The organism is Nocardioides marinus, assembly GCF_013408145.1.
GTDB classification, from domain to species: domain Bacteria; phylum Actinomycetota; class Actinomycetes; order Propionibacteriales; family Nocardioidaceae; genus Nocardioides; species Nocardioides marinus.
The window spans coordinates 2254229-2275116 of sequence record NZ_JACBZI010000001.1; the positions used below are offsets into that span (position 1 = coordinate 2254229).

Consider the following 20888-nt stretch of genomic DNA (forward strand, 5'->3'; position numbering starts at 1 on the left):
CTCCTCGCTGCTCGACCACCTGTGGGTGCGCGGTCTCGACGCCCGCTCGTCGCTGGCGCTCCTCGCTGCTCGACCAGCGACAAGGGTGCGGTGCTGGCTAGGGTGCGGGCATGAGCGAGCACCCGGGCATCGCCCGCTTCCGCGCCGAGCACGAGCGGCTGGGTGGGACCGGCCGGATCGTCACGCTGCCGGACTCGGTGCACACCGCCGCGCTGGCCGCGGAGGCACTGGGCTGCGAGGTCGGCGCGATCGCCAACAGCCTGCTCTTCGACACCGGCGAGGGGCCGGTCCTGGTGCTCACCTCCGGCGGCCACCGGGTCGACGTCACCGCCACCGCCGCACGGATCGGGGTGCCCAGGCTCAAGCGTGCGAGCCCGGAGTTCGTCCGCGAGCACACCGGCCAGGTGATCGGCGGGGTCTCGCCGTTGGCGCACCCGGCGCCGGTGCCGACGTACCTCGACCGCCACCTCGCCGCGTTCGGGGAGATCTGGGCCGCGGCCGGCCACCCGGCCGCCGTCTTCTCCACGACGTACGCCGAGCTGCTGGCCATGACCGGCGCCACCGAGGTCCACGTGGGGCCCGAGGACGCGTCGGCGTGAGCCGCGTCGTCGTCGTGGGCGGCGGCCTCGGCGGCATGGCCGTCGCCGCCCGCCTGGCCAAGTCCGGCCACGAGGTCACCCTCCTCGAGCGCTCCCCCGACCTCGGCGGCGCCCTCGGCTCGGTGAGTGAGCAGGGCTTCACCTGGGACGCGGGGGCGTCCTACACCCTGCTGCCGGCGGTGCTGCGCGACCTGTTCCGCAAGACCGGCCGCCCGTTGGAGCGCGAGCTGGACCTCGAGCCGCTCGACCTGGTGCGCGAGCACCGCTTCGAGGACGACACCACCCTGGCGCTGCCGACCTCCCGGGCCGGGCAGCTGCGGGCGCTCGACGCCCTCGAGCCCGGCCTCGGGGAGCGCTGGGCCACCCACGTCGACTCCTACACCGAGGACTGGGAGGTGCTGCGCCAGCACTACTTCGAGCACCCCTGGGAGCGCACCGACCTCCCGGACGCCGTGCGCCGGCGCTTCGACTCCCGCGAGATGCTGCACAAGCGGCTCAAGAGGACGCTGAAGGACGAGCGGCTGCGCGACCTGGCCACCTTCCCGTTCCTGGCCGACGGGCACGACCCCCGCAACGTCCCCGCCTGGATGGGTCTGGTGGCCTACCTCGAGCAGCGCTTCGGCACCTGGCACGTCCGCGGCGGGATGGCCCGCGTCGGCGAGGTGATGGCCGGCCGGCTCACCACCCGCGGCGTCACGGTGCTGCTCGGCACCCCCGCCTGCGACGTCGTGCTCCGCGACGGTCGGGCCGTCGCGGTGCGCACCGACGAGGGCGAGATCGAGGCCGACGAGGTCGTCGTGGCCGTCGACCCGCGCGGGCTCCCCGCCCTGGCGCCGCTCGTCGAGCGCACCATGCCCGCGATCCCGCCGGTGGTCTGCCACGTCGGCCTCGAGGGCGAGGTGCCCGACCTGCCGCACGAGGTGGTGCTGCACGGCGACCCGCTGCTCGTCGTCCGCACCGGCGGGCAGGCACCGGAGGGCCGCCACGCGTGGACGATCCACGGCCGCGGCAAGATCGCCGAGGACCTGCTGCGCGCCCTGGCCCGCCACCGCATCGACGTCCGCGCCCAGCTCGTCCACCGTGTCGACCGCAGCCCCCGCGAGCTGGTGCAGCAGTGGGGCAGCTCCCCGCTCGGGGTGCTCTGGCAGGGCCGCGGCACGGTGCGCGCCCGCCTCGGACCGGACACGCCGATCCCCCACCTGCACACCGCCGGTGCGCACGCGACGCCTGGCTCGGGGCTGCCGTTCGTCGGCCTCTCGGCCGCGCTCGTCGCCGAGCGCATCGGCCCCGCCTGACACCCCCGTCCCACACACAAGCCCACCGACAGGCCCACCGACAGGCCCGCAGACCGGGGCAGGGATCAGGGACGGACGTCGAGCTTCTCGAAGATCTCCAGCGTCGCCTTGGAGCGGTTGAGCGTGTAGAAGTGCAGGCCCGGCGCGCCGGCGTCAAGCAGGTCGCGGCACAGCTCGGCGGCCAGCGCGATGCCCTCGGCGCGCATCGAGACCGGGTCGCCGTCGTGGGCGGCGATCCGGTCGACCACCTCGGTCGGCACCTCGGTGCCGATCAGCTCACCCTGGCGACGGATCGCGGCGAGGTTCAGGATCGGCATGATGCCCGGCAGGATCGGCAGGTCGACCCCGCGCTCACGCACCCGCTCGACCAGGCCGACGTAGTCCTCGGCCCGGAAGAACATCTGGGTCACCGCGAACTCCGCACCCGCTCGCGCCTTCGCGGCCAGCACGTCGGCGTCGTGGTCCAACGACGGGGAGGAGGGGTGCTTCTCGGGGAACGCCGCGACCCCGACACGGAACTCCTCGCGCGCCGTGACCATCTCGACCAGCTCGCTGGCGTAGGTCAGCCCGCCGTCGGTGGGGGTCCACTCCGCCCGCGGCCCGCCCTCGGGGTCGCCGCGCAGCGCCATGACGTGGTGGACGCCGGCAGCGGCGTACTCGTCGAGGATCTCCTCGAGCTCGGCACGGGTGTGCCCCACGCAGGTGAGGTGGGCCATCGGGAGCAGCGAGGTCTCCTGCGCGATGCGCCGGGTGACCCGCACGGTCGTGCCACGGCTGGAGCCGCCGGCGCCGTAGGTCACCGAGACGAAGGTGGGCGCGTAGGGCTCAAGGGCCCGCACGGCCGACCAGAGCTGCTCCTCGCCGGCCTCGTCCTTGGGCGGGAAGAACTCGAAGGAGAAGGACTGCTCCCCCGCCTCGATCAGCTCCTTCAAGGAGCGCCCACGCCCGATGCTCATGCCCGTGAGTCTAGGTCGCGCCACCCCACCCGGACCGGTCACGTCCATCCACCGGCGCCCCCGTACGCTGCTGCGGTGACCTGGGACGCGACCGAGTTCCGCCAGCGCGTCCAGGACGCGCTGGACGACTTCCTCGACCTGCAGGCGCAGCGGCTGGCACCGCTGGGGCCCGACGCCGAGCGGCTGCTGGCCGAGGCCCGCGCCGCGGTCTCGGGCGGCAAGCGGTTCCGGGCGGCGTTCTGCTGGTGGGGCCACCTCGCGGTCGCCCCGGCCGCCGACGAGCTGGCGCTGGCCCGGGCGTGCGCCTCCCTGGAGCTCCTGCACGCCAGCGCCCTGGTCCACGACGACCTGATGGACGCCTCCGACACCCGGCGCGGCCGCCCGGCCACCCACCGCGGGTTCGAGGCCGAGCACCGCGCCGCCGACGGCGGCACGGGCTGGCGCGGCGACCCCGAGCAGTACGGCGCAGCGGCGGCGATCCTGCTCGGTGACCTTCTCCTGGCGTGGGCCGACGAGCTGCTGCGCACGTGCGGGCTGCCGCTGGAGCAGGTGGGCCCGGCGCTGGGGGTCCTGGACCGCACCCGCACCGAGGTGATCGCCGGCCAGTTCCTCGACGTGTCGGTGCAGGCCCGCGGCCGGGCCGACGTCGACGCCGCCATGACGGTGCTGCGCTACAAGTCGGCGAAGTACTCCATCGAGCGGCCGCTGCACACCGGCGCCGCCCTCGCCGGCGCCGACGAGGCGACCACCGCTGCCCTGCGTGCCTTCGGCCTCCCGCTGGGCGAGGCCTTCCAGCTCCGCGACGACCTGCTCGGGGTCTTCGGGGACCCGGCCGAGACCGGCAAGCCGGCCGGCGACGACCTGGTCGAGGGCAAGCGCACCGTGCTGGTCGCCCTCGCGCTCGACGCCGCCCCCGACGAGGAGGCCGTCCGGCTCGACGCCGCCCTCGGTCGTCCGCTGTCGGTCGCCCAGGTCGACGACCTGCGCGGGATCATCAGCCGCAGCGGGGCCCAGCAGCAGGTCGAGGACGTCATCGCCGCCCTCACCGAGCGGGCGCTGGCCGTCCTCGACGGGGCGGGCCTGCGGCCGGAGGCCGACGCCGTGCTGCGCGAGCTCGCCGCAGCCGCCACCCAGCGCAGCGTCTGAGCCGACGCCCGCCGCTACGGCGTCGCGGTCCCCGTCGGCGTGGTGGACACCGTCGGCGTGGTGCGCGGCAGGTCCGGGTCACCGGTCTGCGAGCCCGGGTCACGACCGGCCAGCAGCCAGATGCCGATCACGACCGCGAGCACCAGCACCATCGCGAGCGCGCCCGACGGGCCGCCCCGCGGCGGCTGGACGTTCTCGGGAGCACGGCGGTAGAGCACGGCAGGTGGACCCTCAGAAGGCCATCGACTGGGCCCGCCGCTTGACCTCCGAGCCGCGGTTCTCCCGCAGCGCGTCGATCGGCCGGCCGGGCAGGTCGGCGTCGAGGAAGATCCAGGCGATGATCTCGCGGTCGTCGTAGCCGTTGTCGTGCATCATCGTGATCAGGCCGGGCAGGCCCTTGACCGGCTCGCCGTCCTGGAGGAACAGCGCGGGCACCCGCTGACCGGCCCGCTCCCACGGCACGGCGGCCGCCAGCTGGTGCTCGCGGATCATCGTGCGCACCTTGCCGACGCTCACGCCGAGCTGGTCGGCGACCTCGGACCACTCCAGCCACTCCTCCACGAGGGCGCTGAGGTCGTGGTCGGCCAGGCGGGTCTCACTCATGGCCCCATGGTGTCACTGCCCGGCAACGCCCGACCGGGCGGGCGCCGCGCGCGGGCACCGGGCGCCACGCCGCGCGGCCGGGGGCAGCCCGGCGCCCGGGCGCGGCGACCGTACGATGGACGCTCCGGAACGCAGGAGGGTCCGCAGTGACAGACCGGGAGCCGCAGGGCCAGCTCCTCGACGGCCGCTACCGCGTGGGCCCGCGCATCGCCCGTGGTGGCATGGCGTCGGTCCACGAGGCGCTCGACCTGCGCCTGCACCGCACCGTCGCGGTCAAGATCATGCACCCCGGCCTGGGCGACGGCACCGACTTCGCGGCCCGCTTCGTGCGCGAGGCCCGCGCCGCGGCCAAGCTCTCCCACCCCAACGTCGTGGCGGTCTACGACCAGGGCGAGGACGACGGCACCGTCTTCCTCGCGATGGAGCTGGTGACCGGCCACACCCTGCGCGACACCATCGCCAAGGAGAGCCCGATGTCGCCGGCGCGCGCGCTGGCGCTGCTCGAGCCGGTCGTCTCCGCGTTGGCCGCCGCCCACCGCGCGGGCATCGTGCACCGCGACGTGAAGCCCGAGAACGTCCTCATCGCCGACGACGGCCGGGTCAAGGTCGCCGACTTCGGGCTGGCCAAGGCCGTGGGCACCGACACCCAGCACACCGCCACCGGTGGCGTGCTGATCGGCACCGTGTCCTACCTCGCGCCCGAGCTGGTCTCCGAGGGCACCAGCGACGCCCGGGCCGACGTCTACGCCGTGGGCGTGATGCTCTACGAGCTGCTCACCGGCAGCAAGCCGCACGAGGGCGAGACCCCGATCCAGGTCGCCTACAAGCACGTCCACGAGGACGTGCCGGCACCGTCCCTGCGCGCCTCCGGCGTCCCGTCGTACGTCGACGCGCTGGTCGCCCGCGCCACGGCCCGCGACCGCAGCCAGCGACCGGCCGACGCGAGCGTGCTGCTCCACCACCTGCACCGCGTCTCCCAGGCGCTCTCCTCCGGTGTCTCCGACGACGAGGACCTGACCCAGGACCTCACCCCGCTGCTCGCGGCGATCCCCGCGCCCGCGGCGGGCAGCGCGCCCGTCGAGGAGCACCGCGTCGGTGACACCTCCCCCGAGGTGTGGGAGCCCGAGGAGCTGACCGGCCTCGCCGACCCCGATGGCGACCCGAGCGCCGAGCCCGGCGCGGGCCCGAGCACCGCCGCTGCGGCCGCCGGCCCCACGCGTCCTGCCCGCCCGGCCTCTCGTCCGGCCTCTCGTCCGGCCTCTCGTCCCGCCCCGCGGCCTGCCGGCCGGCGCCGCTGGCGGGGCCCGGTGGTCCTCCTGCTCGCGCTGCTGCTGGCCTCGGGCGTCGGCCTGGGCGCCTGGTGGTTCGGCTGGGCCCGCTACGAGACCGTCCCCACCGTGCTGGGCCAGAGCCGGGCCTCGGCGGTCCAGGAGCTGGAGGAGGCCGGCTTCGAGGTCGACCTCGCCGACGGCGTCTACAGCGAGTCGGTCGACAAGAACCACGTCGTCAGCAGCACCCCGGCACCGGGCGAGCGGGTGCTGCCGGGCGAGACGGTGACACTCGTGCTGTCCCTGGGCGTGGAGAAGTACCCCGTGCCCGGTCTCGAGGGGCTGACCACCGACGCCGCACGGGCCGCGCTGGCCGAGGTCCAGCTCGAGCTGGGACGGGTGAAGGAGAAGTTCTCCGAGAAGGTCGAGTCCGGCCTGGTGATCCGCCACGATCCCGCGGAGGGCAAGCAGCTGCGCCCGGGCAGCGTCGTCGACGTCGTGGTGAGCAAGGGCCGCCGCCCGCTCAACGTCGGCGACTGGGTCGGCAAGGACGCCGACCGCGCCGAGCAGACGCTGGAGCGCAAGGGCCTGGTGGTCGACCGCTCGCAGGAGCAGTACGACAACACCGTCCCCGAGGGCTTCGTCATCGCCCAGAACCCGCAGGGCGGCACGCTGTTCCGCGGCGAGACCGTCACGCTGGTGGTCTCCCTCGGCCCCGACCTGGTCACCGTGCCGAGCGTGCGGGCCCAGGGGGTGGAGTCGGCACGTCAGGAGCTCGAGGCGCTGGGCTTCGTCGTCGAGACCCGGGAGGCCAGCGGCTACCTCGGGCTGGGCTACGTCTTCAGCCAGGACCCGTCGGCCGGGGAGCGCATCCCCCGCGGCAGCACCATCACGCTGACCCTCATCTGAGGCCCCTCCGACGGCACACGAGCGGGCCGGGGACACCGATTTCCGGCGCGGCCGGGCCTGCGGTGAGGATGCTCCGGTGACGTCCCCCAGCACCACCGGCAGCACCTCCGACCGCAACCCGATCGGCACCCACGTCCTGGTCGGCAAGGGCCTGGTGGCCGGCGCGCTGGCCGACGCCGAGCGGCTGGGCTGCGAGACGCTGCAGGTCTTCGTGGGCAACCCGCGCGGGTGGGCGCTGACCCCGGGCAAGCCGGCCGAGGACGAGGCCTTCCGGGTCGCCGCGGCGCAGCGGGGCATCCGGACCTTCATCCACGCGCCGTACCTGGTCAACCTCGGCTCCCCCACCGCCAAGACCTACGAGAACAGCGTGGCCGTCGTGGCGCACAACCTGCGCCGCGCCGCCGAGATCGGCGCCGAGGGCGTCGTGGTGCACACCGGCTCCTACGTGGACACCCAGGCCGACCCCGAGGGCGCTTCGCAGCGGCACGCGGCCGCGCTGCGCCAGGTGCGCGAGGGGTTGCTGCCGATCCTGGAGACCCTCGGCGAGGAGGGTCCCTGGCTGCTGCTGGAGCCCACCGCGGGCCAGGGCCGCTCGCTGTGCGCGGGCGTCGAGGACCTCGGCGACTACCTCGGGGCGCTCGACCACCACCCGCGCGCCGGCATCTGCCTGGACACCTGCCACGTCTTCGCCGCGGGGGCTCCCCTCGACGAGGAGGGCGGCGCCGCGGCCACCGTCGAGCGGATCGGCGAGATCGCCGGACCGGACAAGCTGCGCCTGGTGCACGCCAACGACTCCAAGGACGTGCGCGGGGCCATGAAGGACCGGCACGAGCAGATCGGCAAGGGGCACATCGGCTCCGACGCCTTCGTGGAGCTCTTCGCCCACCCCGCCCTCGACGGGGTGCCGTTCGTCCTCGAGACCCCCGGCTCCCGCGAGCCCGGCGGCGACGTCGACGTGCTCAAGGCGCTGCGCGACGTCGCTCGCCGCGGCGGGACCGGAGCCCGGTGATGCGGCGGTGACCACGCGGCGCACCTCGCTGCTGGCGTCGCTGGCGCTGCTGGCGATGACCGCCTCGTGGGGGTCGACGTTCTTCCTGATCCGCGACCTGCTGGAGCGGGTGCCGACGCTGGACTTCCTGGCGGTGCGGTTCCTCATCGCCGCCGTCGCGATGCTGCTCGTCGCCCCGCGCGCGGTGGCCCGGCTCAGCCCCGAGTCCCGGCGGCACGCGGTGGTGCTGGGTGGGGTGTACGGCGTCGCGCAGGTGCTGCAGACCACCGGGCTGGCGCACACGCCGGCGAGCGTGTCGGGCTTCATCACCGGGATGTACGTCGTCATGACCCCGCTGCTCGCCGCCGTGCTGCTCCGCACCCGCATCGGCGGGCTCACGTGGGTCGCGGTCGCGATCGCCGCCGGTGGTCTCGCGGTCCTGACGCTCGACGGCGTCTCCATGGGCTACGGCGAGGCGATCACGCTGATGTCGGCGGTCCTCTACGCCCTGCACATCGTCGGGCTGGGGGCCTGGTCGGACCCGCGCCAGGCGCTGGGCATGTCGATCGTGCAGATCGTGGTCATCGCCGTGCTGTGCTCGATCGCCACCGTGCCCGACGGCGTCGTGCTGCCGAGCACCCGTGCGGACTGGGCCTCGGTGGTCTACATGGCGCTGGTCGCCGGTGCGGCCGCGATGCTCGCCCAGACCTGGGCGCAGGCCCACCTGCCGCCGACCCGCAGCGCGATCATCATGTCGATGGAGCCGGTCTTCGCCGCGACCTTCGCGGTCTGGCTCGGCGGGGAGCCCACGACCCTGCGGATGGTGGGCGGTGGGCTGATGGTGCTGACCGCGATGCTGCTGGTCGAGCTGGCCCCGCGACGCAAGGTCGAGGGCGAGGTCCAGCACCTGGTCGTGTGACCGGTCACACCCACCCCCCGGTTACCTTCGGCGCATGGTCGTCGTGATGTCCCCCGACGCCACGGAGGAGGACGTGGCGGCGGTCGTCGCACGCGTCGAGGCGGTCGGTGGCGAGGCCAACGTCAGCAAGGGCCTGACCCGAACGATCATCGGCCTGGTCGGTGACATCGAGTCCTTCCACCACCTCAACCTGCGCACCCTGCGCGGGGTCGCGGACGTGCACCGGATCTCCGACCCCTACAAGCTCGTGAGCCGCCAGCACCACCCCGAGCGCTCCACGGTGTGGGTCGGCACCGGGCGCCAGGTGCCGATCGGCCCCGAGACCTTCACCTTCATCGCCGGGCCGTGCGCGGTCGAGACCGCCGGCCAGACCCTCGAGGCCGCCCAGATGGCGCAGGCCGCCGGCGCCACGCTGCTGCGGGGCGGCGCCTTCAAGCCGCGCACGTCCCCCTACGCCTTCCAGGGCCTGGGGGTGCAGGGGCTGGAGATCCTCGCCGGGGTCCGCGAGGCCACCGGCATGCCGATCGTCACCGAGGTCGTCGACGCCCGCGACGTCACCGTCGTGGCCGAGCACGCCGACATGCTGCAGGTCGGCACCCGCAACATGGCCAACTTCGGGCTGCTCCAGGCCGTCGGCGAGGCCGGCAAGCCGGTGCTGCTCAAGCGCGGCATGACCGCCACCATCGAGGAGTGGCTGATGGCCGCGGAGTACATCGCCCGCCGCGGCAACCTCGACGTCGTCCTCTGCGAGCGCGGCATCCGCACCTTCGAGCCGGCCACCCGCAACACCCTCGACATCTCCGCGGTGCCGGTCGTGCAGGCCACCAGCCACCTGCCCGTCATCGTCGACCCCTCCCACGCCGCCGGCCGCAAGGACCTCGTCGTCCCGCTGTCGCGGGCCGCGATGGGTGTGGGGGCCGACGGCGTGATCGTCGACGTGCACCCCGACCCCGAGTCCGCCCTGTGCGACGGGCCGCAGGCACTGCTCGGCACCGAGCTGCGCGAGCTGGCCTCCGCCGTGCGCCGGTTGCCGCCCGTGCTCGGCCGGGTGGACGCCTCCGAGCGGGTCCGCGAGGGCTGAGCCCGCTCCACGCCCGGTGGGCTGGACCGGCGGGTCCACGGACGGCACGGCTACGCTGCCGGCTGGCGGGGACCGGGCCAGGGACGGAGGAGACGATGAGCACGTGCGCGCGCTGCGGCGCCCAGCACCCCGTCGACTCCGTGGGCCGCTACTGCACCAACTGCGGGGCACCCCGCGACGCCGCACCCGGCCCCGGGCAGGAGCCGCCACCGGTCCACCAGGCCCCGCCTCCCCCACGCTTCCCGTTGTACGCCGACGACCCGGTCGAGCAAGGCGGGCCCGGCGACCCCGTCCCGGTGCCCGCGCCGTCCCCGGGCGCCCCGGTCGCCCGGCACCGCCGGCGCACCCCGCTGGTCTGGGTGGGACTCGGCGTGACCGCGCTGCTGCTGGTGGTCGTGGCCGTGGCGCTGCTGACCGGCGAGAGCGTCACCGACCCCGGAGCCCCCGGCCCCGCTGCCGGGACCTCGAGCACCGACGGCGACCCCGCGCCCACCGCCGACCCCGAGCCCCTGGTCGACCTCGTGACCGCGCAGGCACCGCGCAGCGACGCGGACAGCGTCGACATCTCGACGGGTCGGCCGACGTCGTACGAGGCGGGGAACATGGTGGACGGTGACCCCGAGACCGCCTGGCGCGTCGACGGCGATGCCTCCGGCGAGACCCTGAGGTTCACCTTCGACGAGCCGGTGACGCTCACGAGCGTGGGGCTGGTCAACGGCTACGCGAAGACCTCGGTCGACGGGTCCGGCACCGAGTTCGACCTGTACGCCGGCGGGCGCCGCGTCCTGCAGGTGCAGTGGGTCCTCGACGGGGAGGCGGTCATCGACCAGGCCCTCTCCGACGGGGACCGCGAGCTGCAGCGGGTGGACACCGGGGCGGTCGAGGTCACCGTCGTCGAGCTGCGGCTGGTGGAGGTGTCCGCGCCCGGCAAGGGGCCGGCCGCACGCGACAAGACCGCCGTCTCCGAGGTGTCGCTCGAGGGCTACGCCGGCTGAGCGCTACTCGAGGGTCGAGAGCACCGCGGCGGCCCGCTCCGCGTCGGCGCGACTGACGTCGAGGTGGGTGACGAGGCGGACGGTGGTCGGCCCGACCGCGGCGACCCGCACGCCGGCGTCCTGGGCCCGGGCCACGAAGCCGGCGGCGTCGGCCTTCTCCACGACCACGATGTTGGTGTGCACCGACTCAGGGTCGGTGCCGCAGGCCTCGGCCAGCAGCCGCGCGTGAGCGTGGTCGTCGGCGAGCCGCTCGACGTGGTGGTCCAGGGCGTGCAGGCCCGCTGCGGCGAGGATGCCGACCTGACGCATGCCGCCGCCCAGGCGCTTGCGGCGCACCCGGGCCTCGGCCATCGCCTCGGCCGACCCCACGACCAGCGACCCGACCGGGGCACCGAGCCCCTTGGAGAGGCACACGGCCAGGGAGTCGGTCGCCGCGCCGTACTCGCTGAGCGGCGTGCCGGTGGCGACGTGGGCGTTCCAGATCCGCGCGCCGTCGACGTGCACGGCGACCCCGGCCTCGTCGGCCAGGGCACGCACCGCCTGCAGGTCGGCCAGCGGCAGGACGGTGCCGCCGGCGAAGTTGTGGGTGTTCTCCAACGAGATCGCCGCGGTGCGCACGAAGAACGGACCCATGTCGGGCGCGACGAGCCGGCGCAGCACGTCGAGGTCGACCCCGCCCCGCTCGTGGATCCAGGTGCGCATCGTGACGCCGCTGACCGCGCCGTGGGCGCCGAGCTCGGCCCGCGCGATGTGGGCCGAGGCCTCGCACAGCACCTCCTGGCCGGGCGCGACCAGCAGGCCCACGGCCAGCACGTTGGCCAGCGACCCGGTCGGGGTGAAGAGCGCGGCCTCGTGGCCGAACATCGCTGCCACCCGCTCCTCGAGCGCACGGACCGTGGGGTCCTCGCCGTACACGTCGTCGCCGACCTCGGCACGCGCCATCGCGGCGCGCATCGCCTCGGTGGGTCGGGTGAGGGTGTCGGAGCGGAGGTCGATCATGCGGCGACCGTATCCGGCCGCCCGCGCCGCGCTCAGGCCGAGGTGGCTCGCAGCATCTCCGCGACGTGGAAGGCCAGCTCGAGGGACTGCACGCGGTTCAGCCGCGGGTCGACGACCGACTCGTAGCGGTGCGCGAGGCCGTGCTCGTCGAGCTCCTCGCCGCCGCCGATGCACTCGGTGACGTCGTCACCGGTCATCTCGACCAGGATGCCGCCGGGCCAGGTGCCGAGGCTGCGGTGCACGTCGAAGAAGCCCTGCACCTCGCCCACGACGTCGTCGAAGCGACGGGTCTTGTAGCCGGTGGAGGAGGTGAAGGTGTTGCCGTGCATCGGGTCGCACACCCAGGCGACCTGCACACCCTCGGCGGTGACCTTCTCGACCAGGCCGGGCAGGCCGTCGCGGACCTTGCCCGCACCGAAGCGGGTGATGAACGTCAGCCGGCCGGGGGTGTTCTCCGGGTTGAGCTTGGCGGCCAGGGCCAGCGCGTCGTCGGCGGTGGCCGTGGGGCCGAGCTTCACGCCGATGGGATTGCGGATGTGGCGGAAGTACTCCACGTGGGCGGCGTCGAGCTGACGGGTCCGCTCACCGATCCACACGAAGTGGCCCGAGACGTTGTAGGGCTGCTCGGTGCGGGAGTCGACGCGGGTCATCGCGTGCTCGTACTCCATCAGCAGCGCCTCGTGGCTGGAGTGGAAGTCGACGCGGCGCAGCTCCTCGGGGTCGGCCCCGATGGCCTTCATGAACGACAGCGCCTTGTCGATCTCACCGGCCAGCTGCTCGTAGCGCTGGCCCGCGGGCGAGGTCTTCACGAAGTCGGTGTTCCAGGTGTGGACCTGGCGCAGGTCGGCGTACCCACCGGTGACGAAGGCACGCACGAGGTTCAGGGTCGCCGCGGAGGCGTTGTAGACGTCGAGCAGCCGGTTGGGGTCGGGGATGCGCGACTCGGGGGTGAACTCGAAGCCGTTGACGGCGTCCCCGCGGTACGCCGGGAGGGTGACCTCCTGGCCGTCGACCACGCGGGTCTCGTCGTCGGAGCTGCGGGGCTTGGCGTACTGCCCGGCCATCCGGCCCAGCTTCACCACCGGCACCGAGCCGGCGTAGGTCATGACGACGGCCATCTGCAGCAGGACCCGCAGCTTGTTGCGGACGTTGTCGGCGGTGACCTCGGCGAAGGTCTCGGCGCAGTCACCGCCCTGCAGCAGGAACGCCTCGCCACGGGTGACCGCGGCCAGCTTGTCGGTGAGGTCGTCGCACTCGCCCGCGAAGACCAGCGGGGGCATGGTGCGCAGTCGGGCCACGGCGTCGTCGAGGGCCCCGCGGTCGGGGTACGTCGGCTGCTGGAGGGCGCCGATCGCGTGCAGGCTCTCGAGGGTGGGGATGCTCACCGATCCAGGGTACGTCGGGTGCCGCTCCCGCTCCGACTCCGCGGTGCGACGTGGACAGGCCGGCGGCCCCCGCGGGACCTACTCTCGCAGCGCGTCGGGGTCGCGGAACCCGGTCTTCTTGGCGCGGATGCCGCGGTTGGTGAGCCAGGTCAGCACCCACAGCACCACGCCGATGGCCAGCAGCACCCCGGCGATGCGGTACTGCACGTGGTCCTCGGCGACGCGGGCCCAGGGGCCGACGAGGAACGCGGCGCTGGCGGCACCGACGTACGGCGTCCAGCGCGGCGCGTCGAAGCCGTCCTCCTCGCCGCGGTCGCGCCGGCGCAGCACCAGGCAGGCGACGTTGACCACGGCGAAGACGGCGAGCAGCAGCAGGCCCGTGGTGCCGGCGAGCGCGGAGACGACCTCGGTCTCCGAGCGCAGCCGCACGAACGTGATGAGCCCGAGAGCCATGAGCGTCGTGAAGGCGATGGCCGCCCACGGGGAGCGACGGCCGGGCAGCACCGCCGCCAGCGAGCGGGGCAGCACGTCCTGCTTCGCCATCCCGTAGACCAGTCGGCTGGCCATCAGCATGTTGATCAGCGCCGTGTTGCCGACCGCGCAGATCGTGAGGAAGGGGAAGACGTCGTCGATCGGGAGCCCCGGTGCACCGACCCGCACGACGTCGAGCAGGATGCCGGCGTCGGGGTTGGCCGGGTCGGCGATGTCGCCCGGCGGGATGACGACGACCACGGCCAGGGCGACCAGGACGTAGACGCCGGCGCAGATCCCGAGGCCGGTGAGCAGGATGCGCGGGAAGGTGCGCGAGGGGTCCTTGACCTCCTCCACCATGTTGACGGAGTCCTCGAAGCCGACCATCGCGAAGAACGCCACCGTGGTGGCGATGGTGATCGCCAGGAACGCCGACTTCTCCCCCGGTGTCTCGAAGACCACCACCCGGCCCAGGTCCCCCTCGCCGCTCACCGCCGCCCAGGCCCCGATGGCGATGATCGCGGCGAGCGCGACCACGACCACCGAGGTGAGCACCACGTTGAGCTTCACGCTCTCGCCGACCCCGCGCAGGTTGACCGCCGCCAGGACCAGCATGAAGCCGAGCGCGACGGCGAGCGTGGCGCCGGTCCCCGTGGGGACACCGCCGACGAGGCCGTCGAGACCCAGCAGCAGGTTGGAGGCCACCAGCCCCGAGGACGTCGAGGCGCTGGTGATGCCAGAGCAGACGACCGCGAAGGCCACCAGGAAGGTCAGGAAGTGGGTGCCGAAGGCCTTGTGCACGAACAGCGCCGCGCCGGCCGCCTGCGGGTACCGCGTCACCAGCTCGAGGTAGCTCAGGGCCGTCAGGCCCGCCACGGCGAACGCCACGAGGAACGGCAACCACGCCACGCCGCCCACCTGCGCGGCCACGTCACCGGTGATGGCGAAGACGCCGGCCCCGATGATGTCGCCGACGACGAAGAAGAGCAGCAGCCGCGGGCCGATCGCCCGCTTGAGGGGACCCCCTTGCGCCGCGTCGCTCCGGTCGTCCACCTGCGTGGCGCTCTGGCTGCTCATGGGGACCCTCCCTGCCCGGAGCCGATCCCGGCCCGCTCAACCGCAGATGCTCTCCCGCGCACCGGCACGGCAAACCACCCCTGGTCGCGTACGCCCGGGTGCTGGGCTCGAGCCCCGCCCTCGGCGTCCTCGCCGGGACGGCTGGGTGGCGCTCAGCCGTCGACCCGTCGTCGCGCGCAGGCGAGCAGGTCGTCCAGGTCCAGTCCGTAGGTCGGGGACTCGCCGTCGGCGTACGCGCCGAGGTGCCGGCCCGCGCGTTCGAGCAACCGCTGGGCACCCACGGCGTTGCCTCGCTCGGCGTGGGTGAGGGCCACGCAGACCTGGGCCAGCCCCTGCCACAACGGCCGCTCGTGCTCGGGGCAGGACTTCCAGCGCACCTCCAGCGCCTCGTGCGCGGCGAAGGGACGGCCCTCGTCGAGCAGCGCGCGGGCGTAGGCGATCGTCGCCTCCGGTGGTCGGGGCGTCTCGTCGATCGGTGGCAGGCCGGGCGATCCGTAGGGCAGCGGCCGGCCCAGCCGGTCGCGCGGCCGCGCCTGCTCGGCGCGGCCGTCGGCGTTGCGGTCGCGATCGGCGGCGGCCATCAGCCGAAGAACACCTCGGCCTCGGCGTACTCCGCCGGGCTGACCAGCTTGAGCTCGCCGGTGCCCTCGGCGAGCGGCACCCGGGCGATCTTGGTGCCGTGCAGCGCCATCATCGTGCCGAAGTCGCCCTCCGCGACCGCGTCGGCGGCGTGCAGCCCCAGCCGGGTGGCCAGCCAGCGGTCGAAGGCGGTGGGCGTGCCGCCGCGCTGGATGTGACCGAGGACGACCGCGCGGGCCTCCTTGCCGGTGCGCTGCTCGATCTCGCGGGCCAACCGGTCGCCGATTCCTCCGAGCCGGACGTGGCCGAAGTCGTCGGTCTCCCCTGACTGCAGCGTCATGTCGCCGCCCTCACGCGGGACGGCGCCCTCGGAGACGACGATGATCGGGGCGTACTCGGACTCGAAGCGCGCCTCGACGTGGCGGCAGACCGCCTCGATGTCGAAGGGCTGCTCGGGGATGAGCACCGCGCTGGCCCCGCCGGCGATGCCGGAGTGGAGTGCGATCCAGCCCGCGTGCCGGCCCATCACCTCGACCACCAGCACCCGGTGGTGCGACTCGGCGGTGGTGTGCAGGCGGTCGATGGCCTCGGTGGCGATGTTGACCGCGGTGTCGAAGCCGAAGGTGAAGTCGGTGCCGGAGAGGTCGTTGTCGATCGTCTTCGGCACCCCGACGACGTTCACGCCCAGCTCGGCCAGCTTGGTGGCCACGCCGAGGGTGTCCTCGCCGCCGATCGCCACCAGGGCGTCGACGCCGTCACGGGCGAGGTTGTCGGTGATCTGCTGGACGCCGTGGTCCAGCTTGAACGGGTTGGTCCGCGAGGACCCCAGGATCGTGCCGCCGCGCGGGAGGATGCCGCGGCACTCCTCGATGCCCAGCGGCATCGTCAGCCCCTCGAGCGGGCCCTTCCACCCGTTGCGGTAGCCGACGAACTCGAACCCGTGCTCGCGCACCCCCTTGCGCACGACGGCGCGGATGACGGCGTTGAGGCCGGGGCAGTCCCCGCCTCCGGTGAGCACACCGACGCGCATGGTTCCTCCTGGGGTCCGAGTGACGTCTGACGCGACCACCTAACCATGCCCGGCGGTGGTCGAGCAGGGCGTTGCCGCGGCGCGGGTTCAGCGGCCCCTCGACGTGTCCCTCGCCAGACGTCCTCGGGAGTGGCCCGGGAGCGATAGGGAATTGTCCCGATGGCGTCACCCACCCCGACGCACCGACCGTGGAGGCATGAGCCGACTCCCCCACCACCATCGACCCGTCTCACCCCGCTCCCGCGGCCTGGCCGCCCTCGCAGTCCTGGCACTCGCGGCGTCCACCGGCCCTGGGACGACACCCAGCGCCGGCGCAGCCACCGGCCCGGCGGCACTCACCGTGTCGCCTGCCACGACCGCAGGACCGGCTGCCGCCCCTGCCGCGAGGCGGGCAGGGACCGGCAACCTGATCAGGAACGGCAGCGCCGAGAAGACCAAGGGCGAGCCCGACGACTTCAGCCGCGTCGCGATCAAGGGCTGGTCGGTGAAGAAGTCCGAGCAGTTCACCGCCGCGAGGTACGCCCCCGAGGCCCCGGACCCCCAGGCCTACGGTCTGCGCCTGTCCAAGAACTCCCCCGGTCCCGCAGGCCGCGGCAAGAACCACTTCACCGGCGCCTACCACACGTCATCGGCGGACACTGGCCGGGCGACGCAGCGGATCGACCTGAGCCGCCACCGCTCCCTGATCAGGAAGGGGGCACAGTTCGACCTCCGCGGATGGCTGGGTGGGTACGCCGGCAACGAGGACCGGATGCAGGTCACGCTCACCTGGCTGGACCGCAAGGGCAAGAAGGTCGGGAAGTTCGCCCGTCTCGCGCCGGTCACCCTGGCCGATCGCGACATCCTCACCCCCGGCGAACCCGGCGACGAGGTGACGCTGCTCGCCGAGCGCACGGCCTCGGGCACCGTCCCGAAGCGCGCGAGGAAGGCGAAGGTCGTCCTGAAGGCCCTGCGCGGCGACTCCGGAGTCCGGGCCGCCTACGCCGACAGGCTCTCGCTGAAGCTGCAGCCGTGACGCACGGCAGCAGAGCGCCCGGTACCCACCGGCGCATCCGGGCCGGCGCGTGCTGCGTCGCGCTCACCGCGTCGCTGATGGCATGCGGTGACCAGGGGGATGAGGTCGTGGGAGACCCGCCGGCCGGCTCGGACCAGTCCGGGACCGGAGCGACCGCTGACGGACCCTCCAGCACGGGCCCGTCGACGTCCACGTCAGCCGACGGTGGTGACACCCGCGTGGTCGTCGACGGCAAGGCGTACCGGTTCGCCTTCCACGGCCTCACCATCGACGAGGGTGCTGCAGCGATGAACGGCGTCAGCGAGGTCTGCGACCCCGCCTTCATGGGCGCAGCCTTCCGAGCCGAGGGATACCTCGTCGACGACTCCGACGACGTGGTCGTCGACAACAGCATCCTTGCCGGCCGCATCCGCCTGACCCTGCCCACTCCCGGCCACGAGGGCGAGATACCTGCCGAGGTGAGCGTGCTCATCGTCGAGGACGCCATCGACGGGGAGGACACCCTGGCCAACGGTGTGCCCGGCGAGTTCACCGTCGACGGCGACACCGCCTCGGGTCGCTTCGAGGTGCCGCGCCGCGGGGCGTCGGGTGACACCTACGCCGTGGAGGTCGACGTCACCTGCCCTGGGTGACGCCGAGCCGTCGAGCCGCCGAGGTACGCGGAGCCAACCGTCAGGGGTCGGCGGCGAGCCCCTCGCGGAAGGCGACCCCGGCGGCCTCGGTGCGCGACCCCACCCCGAGCTTGCGCAGGACGTTCGACACGTGGACCGAGACCGTCTTCTCACTGATCCCGAGGTCGCGGGCTATCCGCCGGTTGGTGTGACCCACCGTGATGAGAGCGAGCACCTCGCGCTCGCGCACGGTCAGCGCCTCGGGCCCGTGGACCGGTGTGCTGTGGCCGGCCAGGACCAATCGGTGGAACCGGGCCAGGCCGAGCGCCAGCTCGAGCAGCGGTGGTGACCCCAGCTCCTCCGCGATCGACACGGCCTCCGAGAGCGCCTCTCGCGCCGGCCCCGACCTGCCCGCCAGGGCATGGGCCTCTCCGAGCCGTGCCAGGCAGTAGCACCGGGCGTGCCACCACCCGTCCACACGCCGCCAGGCGTCGGTGGCGTCGAGCCAGGCGTCCGGCCCTCCCCGCACCAGCCGGGAGGCCTCGGCGCGCGCCGTGGCACCCCAGGCGGTCGCGTGCACCAGCGCTCTCGTCGGTCGGGTCCGCACCGCGTCCAGCAGCTCGTCCACGAGCAGACGCGTCTCCTCCGCCGGCAGGCGCGGGGCACGGTCCACGGCCGTGCGCAGGGCGACGGCGCAGAGCTCGTTGACCGTGGCGTCGTGGGAGACCTCCACGAGCTGCCGCCACGGCGACAGGGCCTTCCCCGCGGAGTCAGGGTCGTCGACCAGCAGCGCCAGCGAGGCCGCCACGACGGGGTAGTGCGGGTCGTCCTCGCCGTGGTGCTCCCTGGCGAGGCGGAGAGAGCGGGCGGCCTCGTCGGCGAGTCCACGGAAACCCAGCAACCGGGCATGAAGCGTGTAGAGCCAGGCCGTGCCGCCGGTGTCACCGTCCACCTCCACGATCTGGCGCGCAGCATCGTCCCACCTCCCGGAGAGGAACAGCGCGGAGGCGGCGTTGCCCGCGATGCCGGACCCCCACTTGCTGAACACGCCTCCCTCCCGGGCGCACCGCACCCCTTCGAGGGCGACAGCAGCCCCCTCCGCCAGCCGGCCGGCACGGATCAGGATCTGGGAGCCGTACATCGCGCTGCGGGCGACCTCCTCGTGCAGCTCGTGACGCACCCCGAGCTCATGGGCCTCGTCGATGCTCGCGAGACCCGCCTCGAGGTCGCCGAGGGAGGCCAACGACATGCCCAGCAACGTGCGGGCCCTCGCCTCGAGAGGCCGCGCCGTCACCGTGCCCGCGACCTCGGCGGCCTCACGGGCGAGGTCTCGCGCGGCACGCACGTCGATGCGCAGGTGCAGATGCGCCGCACTGGCCAGGGCCTCCGCGCGTACGGCGCTGGGCGGACTCTCCGGCACCAGCTCGAGGGCGCGACGACTGGCATCCAGCGTCTCCTCGGCGTGGGGCACCACGGTGCCCAAGCAGATCGTCAGCCGGGAGTACAGCGCCCCCAGCTCCGCGGGTGTCCCCTCCGGATCAGCCCTGTGCTCCTCCACCGCGCGCTCCATCAGCGCGATCGCCTTGGCGTTCTGGCCGGCCAGGTTCGCCATCGACCCCTGCCACGACAGCACCTGCCAGCGCCGCCGGCCGACCAGTCGCGCGGCGTCCGGGACGTCGTCCCACAGCTCGACTGCCCGATCCAGGTGGAGCAGCGCCGCGTCGAGGGCGTGGGAGGCATCGGCCTCCTCCGCAGCGGTGACCGACCAGACCAGCGCGCGGTCGGGCTCGCCGGCCAGGCCCCAGTGGTGCGCCAGCTCGGCTGCGGGCGCGGTGCTGGCCAACCCGGGCTCGCCCTCGAGGGCCTCGGCCAGCCGGGCGTGCACCCCCTGGCTCTCGCCGGGCAGCAGTGCGTCACCCGCGGTCTCGGCCAGCAGGACGTGGCGGAACCCGTAGGACACGCCGTCGCCGTCGGGGACCAGGATCTGCGCACGGACGGCGGGTCGGAGCCGGTCCGCCACCACGTGGGGCGCGAGCCCGAAGGCGCGGCAGAGCAGGAGGTGGTGCACCCGTCGCCCGGCGGCAGCACAGAGCCGCACCAGGTGCTGGGTCTCCTCCGGGAGCGAGAGCAGCGTGGTCTCGAAGAGGTCGCGCAGTCGGTGCGGCACCTCGTCGGGTGACCCCGGGTCCTGCACCGCCAGCTCGCGCACGAACAGCGGGTTGCCCTCCGACCGTGCGAGCACCGACCGGACCACGGCCCGCGAGGGCTCCTCCCCCACCAGGCCACGGAGCTGGATGCCGACATCGTGCTCGGAGAGCCCCACCAGGTGCAGACGATCGACGTGGTCGCCTCGGCTGGTCTCCGACAGCAGGGGCGCCAGGTGCCTCTCCAACGCCGGCCCAGGCTGCCGCTCGGTCCCGATCAACGTGACGCGCTGGCCGGCCAGTCGCTGGGACAGCACGCAGAAGAGCGCCAGGGTCGTCGGGTGTGCCCAGTGGAGGTCCTCCACCACCACCAGGACCGGTGCCGGTTCAGCCAGTCGACGCAGGAGCTTGCCCACGCCGTCGAAGAGCCGCGCCTGGGCGCCCGGGCCCACCGGGTCCACAGGATCGCCGGCCACGAAGGGCCGCGCCTCGGGGACGACCGCGCGCAGCACGCCCGGCGGCAGCCCGGACAGCTCACCGAGGCGTTCGACGCCGAGCTCCTCCGCCAGTCCGCCGAGGGCGTCCACGAACGCGTCGTAGACGATGCCCTGGACCGGGAGGCATCGCCCGACCAGCACCCGATGACCCCGCTCCAGCGCGCGGGCCGCGGCCCGCTCGACGAGGGTCGACTTCCCGATGCCCGCCTCACCGGTGACGAGCGCGGTGCGCGACGCCCCTCGCTCCGCGGCGGACAGCAGCTCGTCGAGGCGATCGAGCTCCCGGGCACGACCGGCGAAGCCGACGTGGTCCGATGCCAT

19 protein-coding genes are annotated in these 20888 nt (G+C 73.9%); 10 read left to right on the top strand and 9 right to left on the bottom strand.

Going from position 1 to position 20888, the window contains the following annotated elements:
- Nucleotides 1–110 precede the first annotated feature (110 nt).
- Both BKA05_RS10655 and BKA05_RS10660 read left to right on the top strand, forming a co-directional pair.
- The gene (locus BKA05_RS10655) at nt 111–599 is read left to right on the top strand and encodes a YbaK/EbsC family protein (protein ID WP_179531409.1); all 489 of its coding nucleotides are present in this window, start codon (nt 111–113) and stop codon (nt 597–599) included.
- The gene (locus BKA05_RS10660) at nt 596–1894 is read left to right on the top strand and encodes an FAD-dependent oxidoreductase (RefSeq protein WP_179531410.1); all 1299 of its coding nucleotides are present in this window, start codon (nt 596–598) and stop codon (nt 1892–1894) included. The genes BKA05_RS10655 and BKA05_RS10660 overlap by 4 nt, the downstream gene beginning before the upstream one ends.
- Nucleotides 1895–1959: 65 nt before the next feature.
- Here the strand turns inward: BKA05_RS10660 and metF are convergent, their stop codons facing one another.
- Nucleotides 1960–2850 carry a methylenetetrahydrofolate reductase [NAD(P)H] gene (metF, locus tag BKA05_RS10665; RefSeq protein ID WP_179531411.1) on the bottom strand — a complete coding sequence of 297 codons (891 nt, stop codon included), beginning with the start codon at nt 2848–2850 and terminating at the stop codon, nt 1960–1962.
- A gap of 75 nt (nt 2851–2925) precedes the next feature.
- Between metF and BKA05_RS10670 the strand changes: the two genes are divergently transcribed.
- The gene (locus tag BKA05_RS10670) at nt 2926–3996 is read left to right on the top strand and encodes a polyprenyl synthetase family protein (RefSeq protein ID WP_179531412.1); all 1071 of its coding nucleotides are present in this window, start codon (nt 2926–2928) and stop codon (nt 3994–3996) included.
- Between the two features lie 14 nt (nt 3997–4010).
- Here the strand turns inward: BKA05_RS10670 and BKA05_RS10675 are convergent, their stop codons facing one another.
- Both BKA05_RS10675 and BKA05_RS10680 read right to left on the bottom strand, forming a co-directional pair.
- Entirely contained in the window at nt 4011–4214 is a 204-nt protein-coding gene (locus tag BKA05_RS10675; protein WP_179531413.1) for a hypothetical protein, read from the bottom strand.
- Nucleotides 4215–4227: 13 nt separating this feature from the next.
- Nucleotides 4228–4599, bottom strand: a complete 372-nt coding sequence (locus BKA05_RS10680) for an Rv2175c family DNA-binding protein (RefSeq protein ID WP_179531414.1) — start codon at nt 4597–4599, stop codon at nt 4228–4230.
- Nucleotides 4600–4745: 146 nt separating this feature from the next.
- Between BKA05_RS10680 and pknB the strand changes: the two genes are divergently transcribed.
- From pknB to BKA05_RS10705, 5 genes are all read left to right on the top strand, one after another.
- The gene (gene pknB / locus BKA05_RS10685; protein WP_415836627.1) at nt 4746–6776 is read left to right on the top strand and encodes a Stk1 family PASTA domain-containing Ser/Thr kinase; all 2031 of its coding nucleotides are present in this window, start codon (nt 4746–4748) and stop codon (nt 6774–6776) included.
- Nucleotides 6777–6852: 76 nt separating this feature from the next.
- A complete protein-coding gene (locus BKA05_RS10690; protein ID WP_179531415.1) occupies nt 6853–7785 on the top strand; it encodes a deoxyribonuclease IV in 933 nt (310 codons plus the stop codon).
- A gap of 7 nt (nt 7786–7792) precedes the next feature.
- On the top strand, nt 7793–8683 hold the full coding sequence (locus tag BKA05_RS10695) for a DMT family transporter (protein ID WP_298760267.1): 891 nt from the start codon (nt 7793–7795) through the stop codon (nt 8681–8683).
- Between the two features lie 34 nt (nt 8684–8717).
- Nucleotides 8718–9764 (top strand): 3-deoxy-7-phosphoheptulonate synthase, encoded by a 1047-nt coding sequence (gene aroF / locus BKA05_RS10700; RefSeq protein WP_179531416.1) that lies wholly within the window; start codon nt 8718–8720, stop codon nt 9762–9764.
- A gap of 95 nt (nt 9765–9859) precedes the next feature.
- Nucleotides 9860–10759 (top strand): discoidin domain-containing protein, encoded by a 900-nt coding sequence (locus tag BKA05_RS10705; protein WP_179531417.1) that lies wholly within the window; start codon nt 9860–9862, stop codon nt 10757–10759.
- A 3-nt stretch (nt 10760–10762) separates the two neighbouring features.
- On the opposite strand, the gene BKA05_RS10710 is transcribed toward BKA05_RS10705, so the two are convergent.
- The 5 genes from BKA05_RS10710 to BKA05_RS10730 form a co-directional block, all read right to left on the bottom strand.
- Nucleotides 10763–11758: a threonine aldolase family protein gene (locus BKA05_RS10710; RefSeq protein ID WP_179531418.1), complete on the bottom strand. Its 996-nt coding sequence runs from the start codon at nt 11756–11758 to the stop codon at nt 10763–10765.
- A 32-nt stretch (nt 11759–11790) separates the two neighbouring features.
- A complete protein-coding gene (locus BKA05_RS10715; protein ID WP_179531419.1) occupies nt 11791–13143 on the bottom strand; it encodes a class II 3-deoxy-7-phosphoheptulonate synthase in 1353 nt (450 codons plus the stop codon).
- Nucleotides 13144–13221: 78 nt separating this feature from the next.
- On the bottom strand, nt 13222–14691 hold the full coding sequence (locus tag BKA05_RS10720; protein WP_179531420.1) for an APC family permease: 1470 nt from the start codon (nt 14689–14691) through the stop codon (nt 13222–13224).
- Nucleotides 14692–14843: 152 nt separating this feature from the next.
- On the bottom strand, nt 14844–15272 hold the full coding sequence (locus tag BKA05_RS10725; protein ID WP_179531421.1) for a DUF309 domain-containing protein: 429 nt from the start codon (nt 15270–15272) through the stop codon (nt 14844–14846).
- Nucleotides 15272–16300 (bottom strand): 6-phosphofructokinase, encoded by a 1029-nt coding sequence (locus BKA05_RS10730; protein ID WP_179531422.1) that lies wholly within the window; start codon nt 16298–16300, stop codon nt 15272–15274. Before BKA05_RS10730 ends, BKA05_RS10725 begins: the two co-directional genes overlap by 1 nt.
- A 196-nt stretch (nt 16301–16496) precedes the next feature.
- On the opposite strand from BKA05_RS10730, the gene BKA05_RS10735 reads away from it, so the two are divergent.
- Together BKA05_RS10735 and BKA05_RS10740 are read left to right on the top strand one after the other, a co-directional pair.
- Nucleotides 16497–17315 (top strand): hypothetical protein, encoded by an 819-nt coding sequence (locus tag BKA05_RS10735; protein WP_179531423.1) that lies wholly within the window; start codon nt 16497–16499, stop codon nt 17313–17315.
- A 107-nt stretch (nt 17316–17422) separates the two neighbouring features.
- A complete protein-coding gene (locus BKA05_RS10740; protein WP_179531424.1) occupies nt 17423–17947 on the top strand; it encodes a hypothetical protein in 525 nt (174 codons plus the stop codon).
- 40 nt (nt 17948–17987) lie between these two features.
- Here BKA05_RS10740 and BKA05_RS20050 read toward each other — a convergent pair whose 3' ends face one another.
- Entirely contained in the window at nt 17988–20888 is a 2901-nt protein-coding gene (locus tag BKA05_RS20050) for a helix-turn-helix transcriptional regulator (protein ID WP_179531425.1), read from the bottom strand.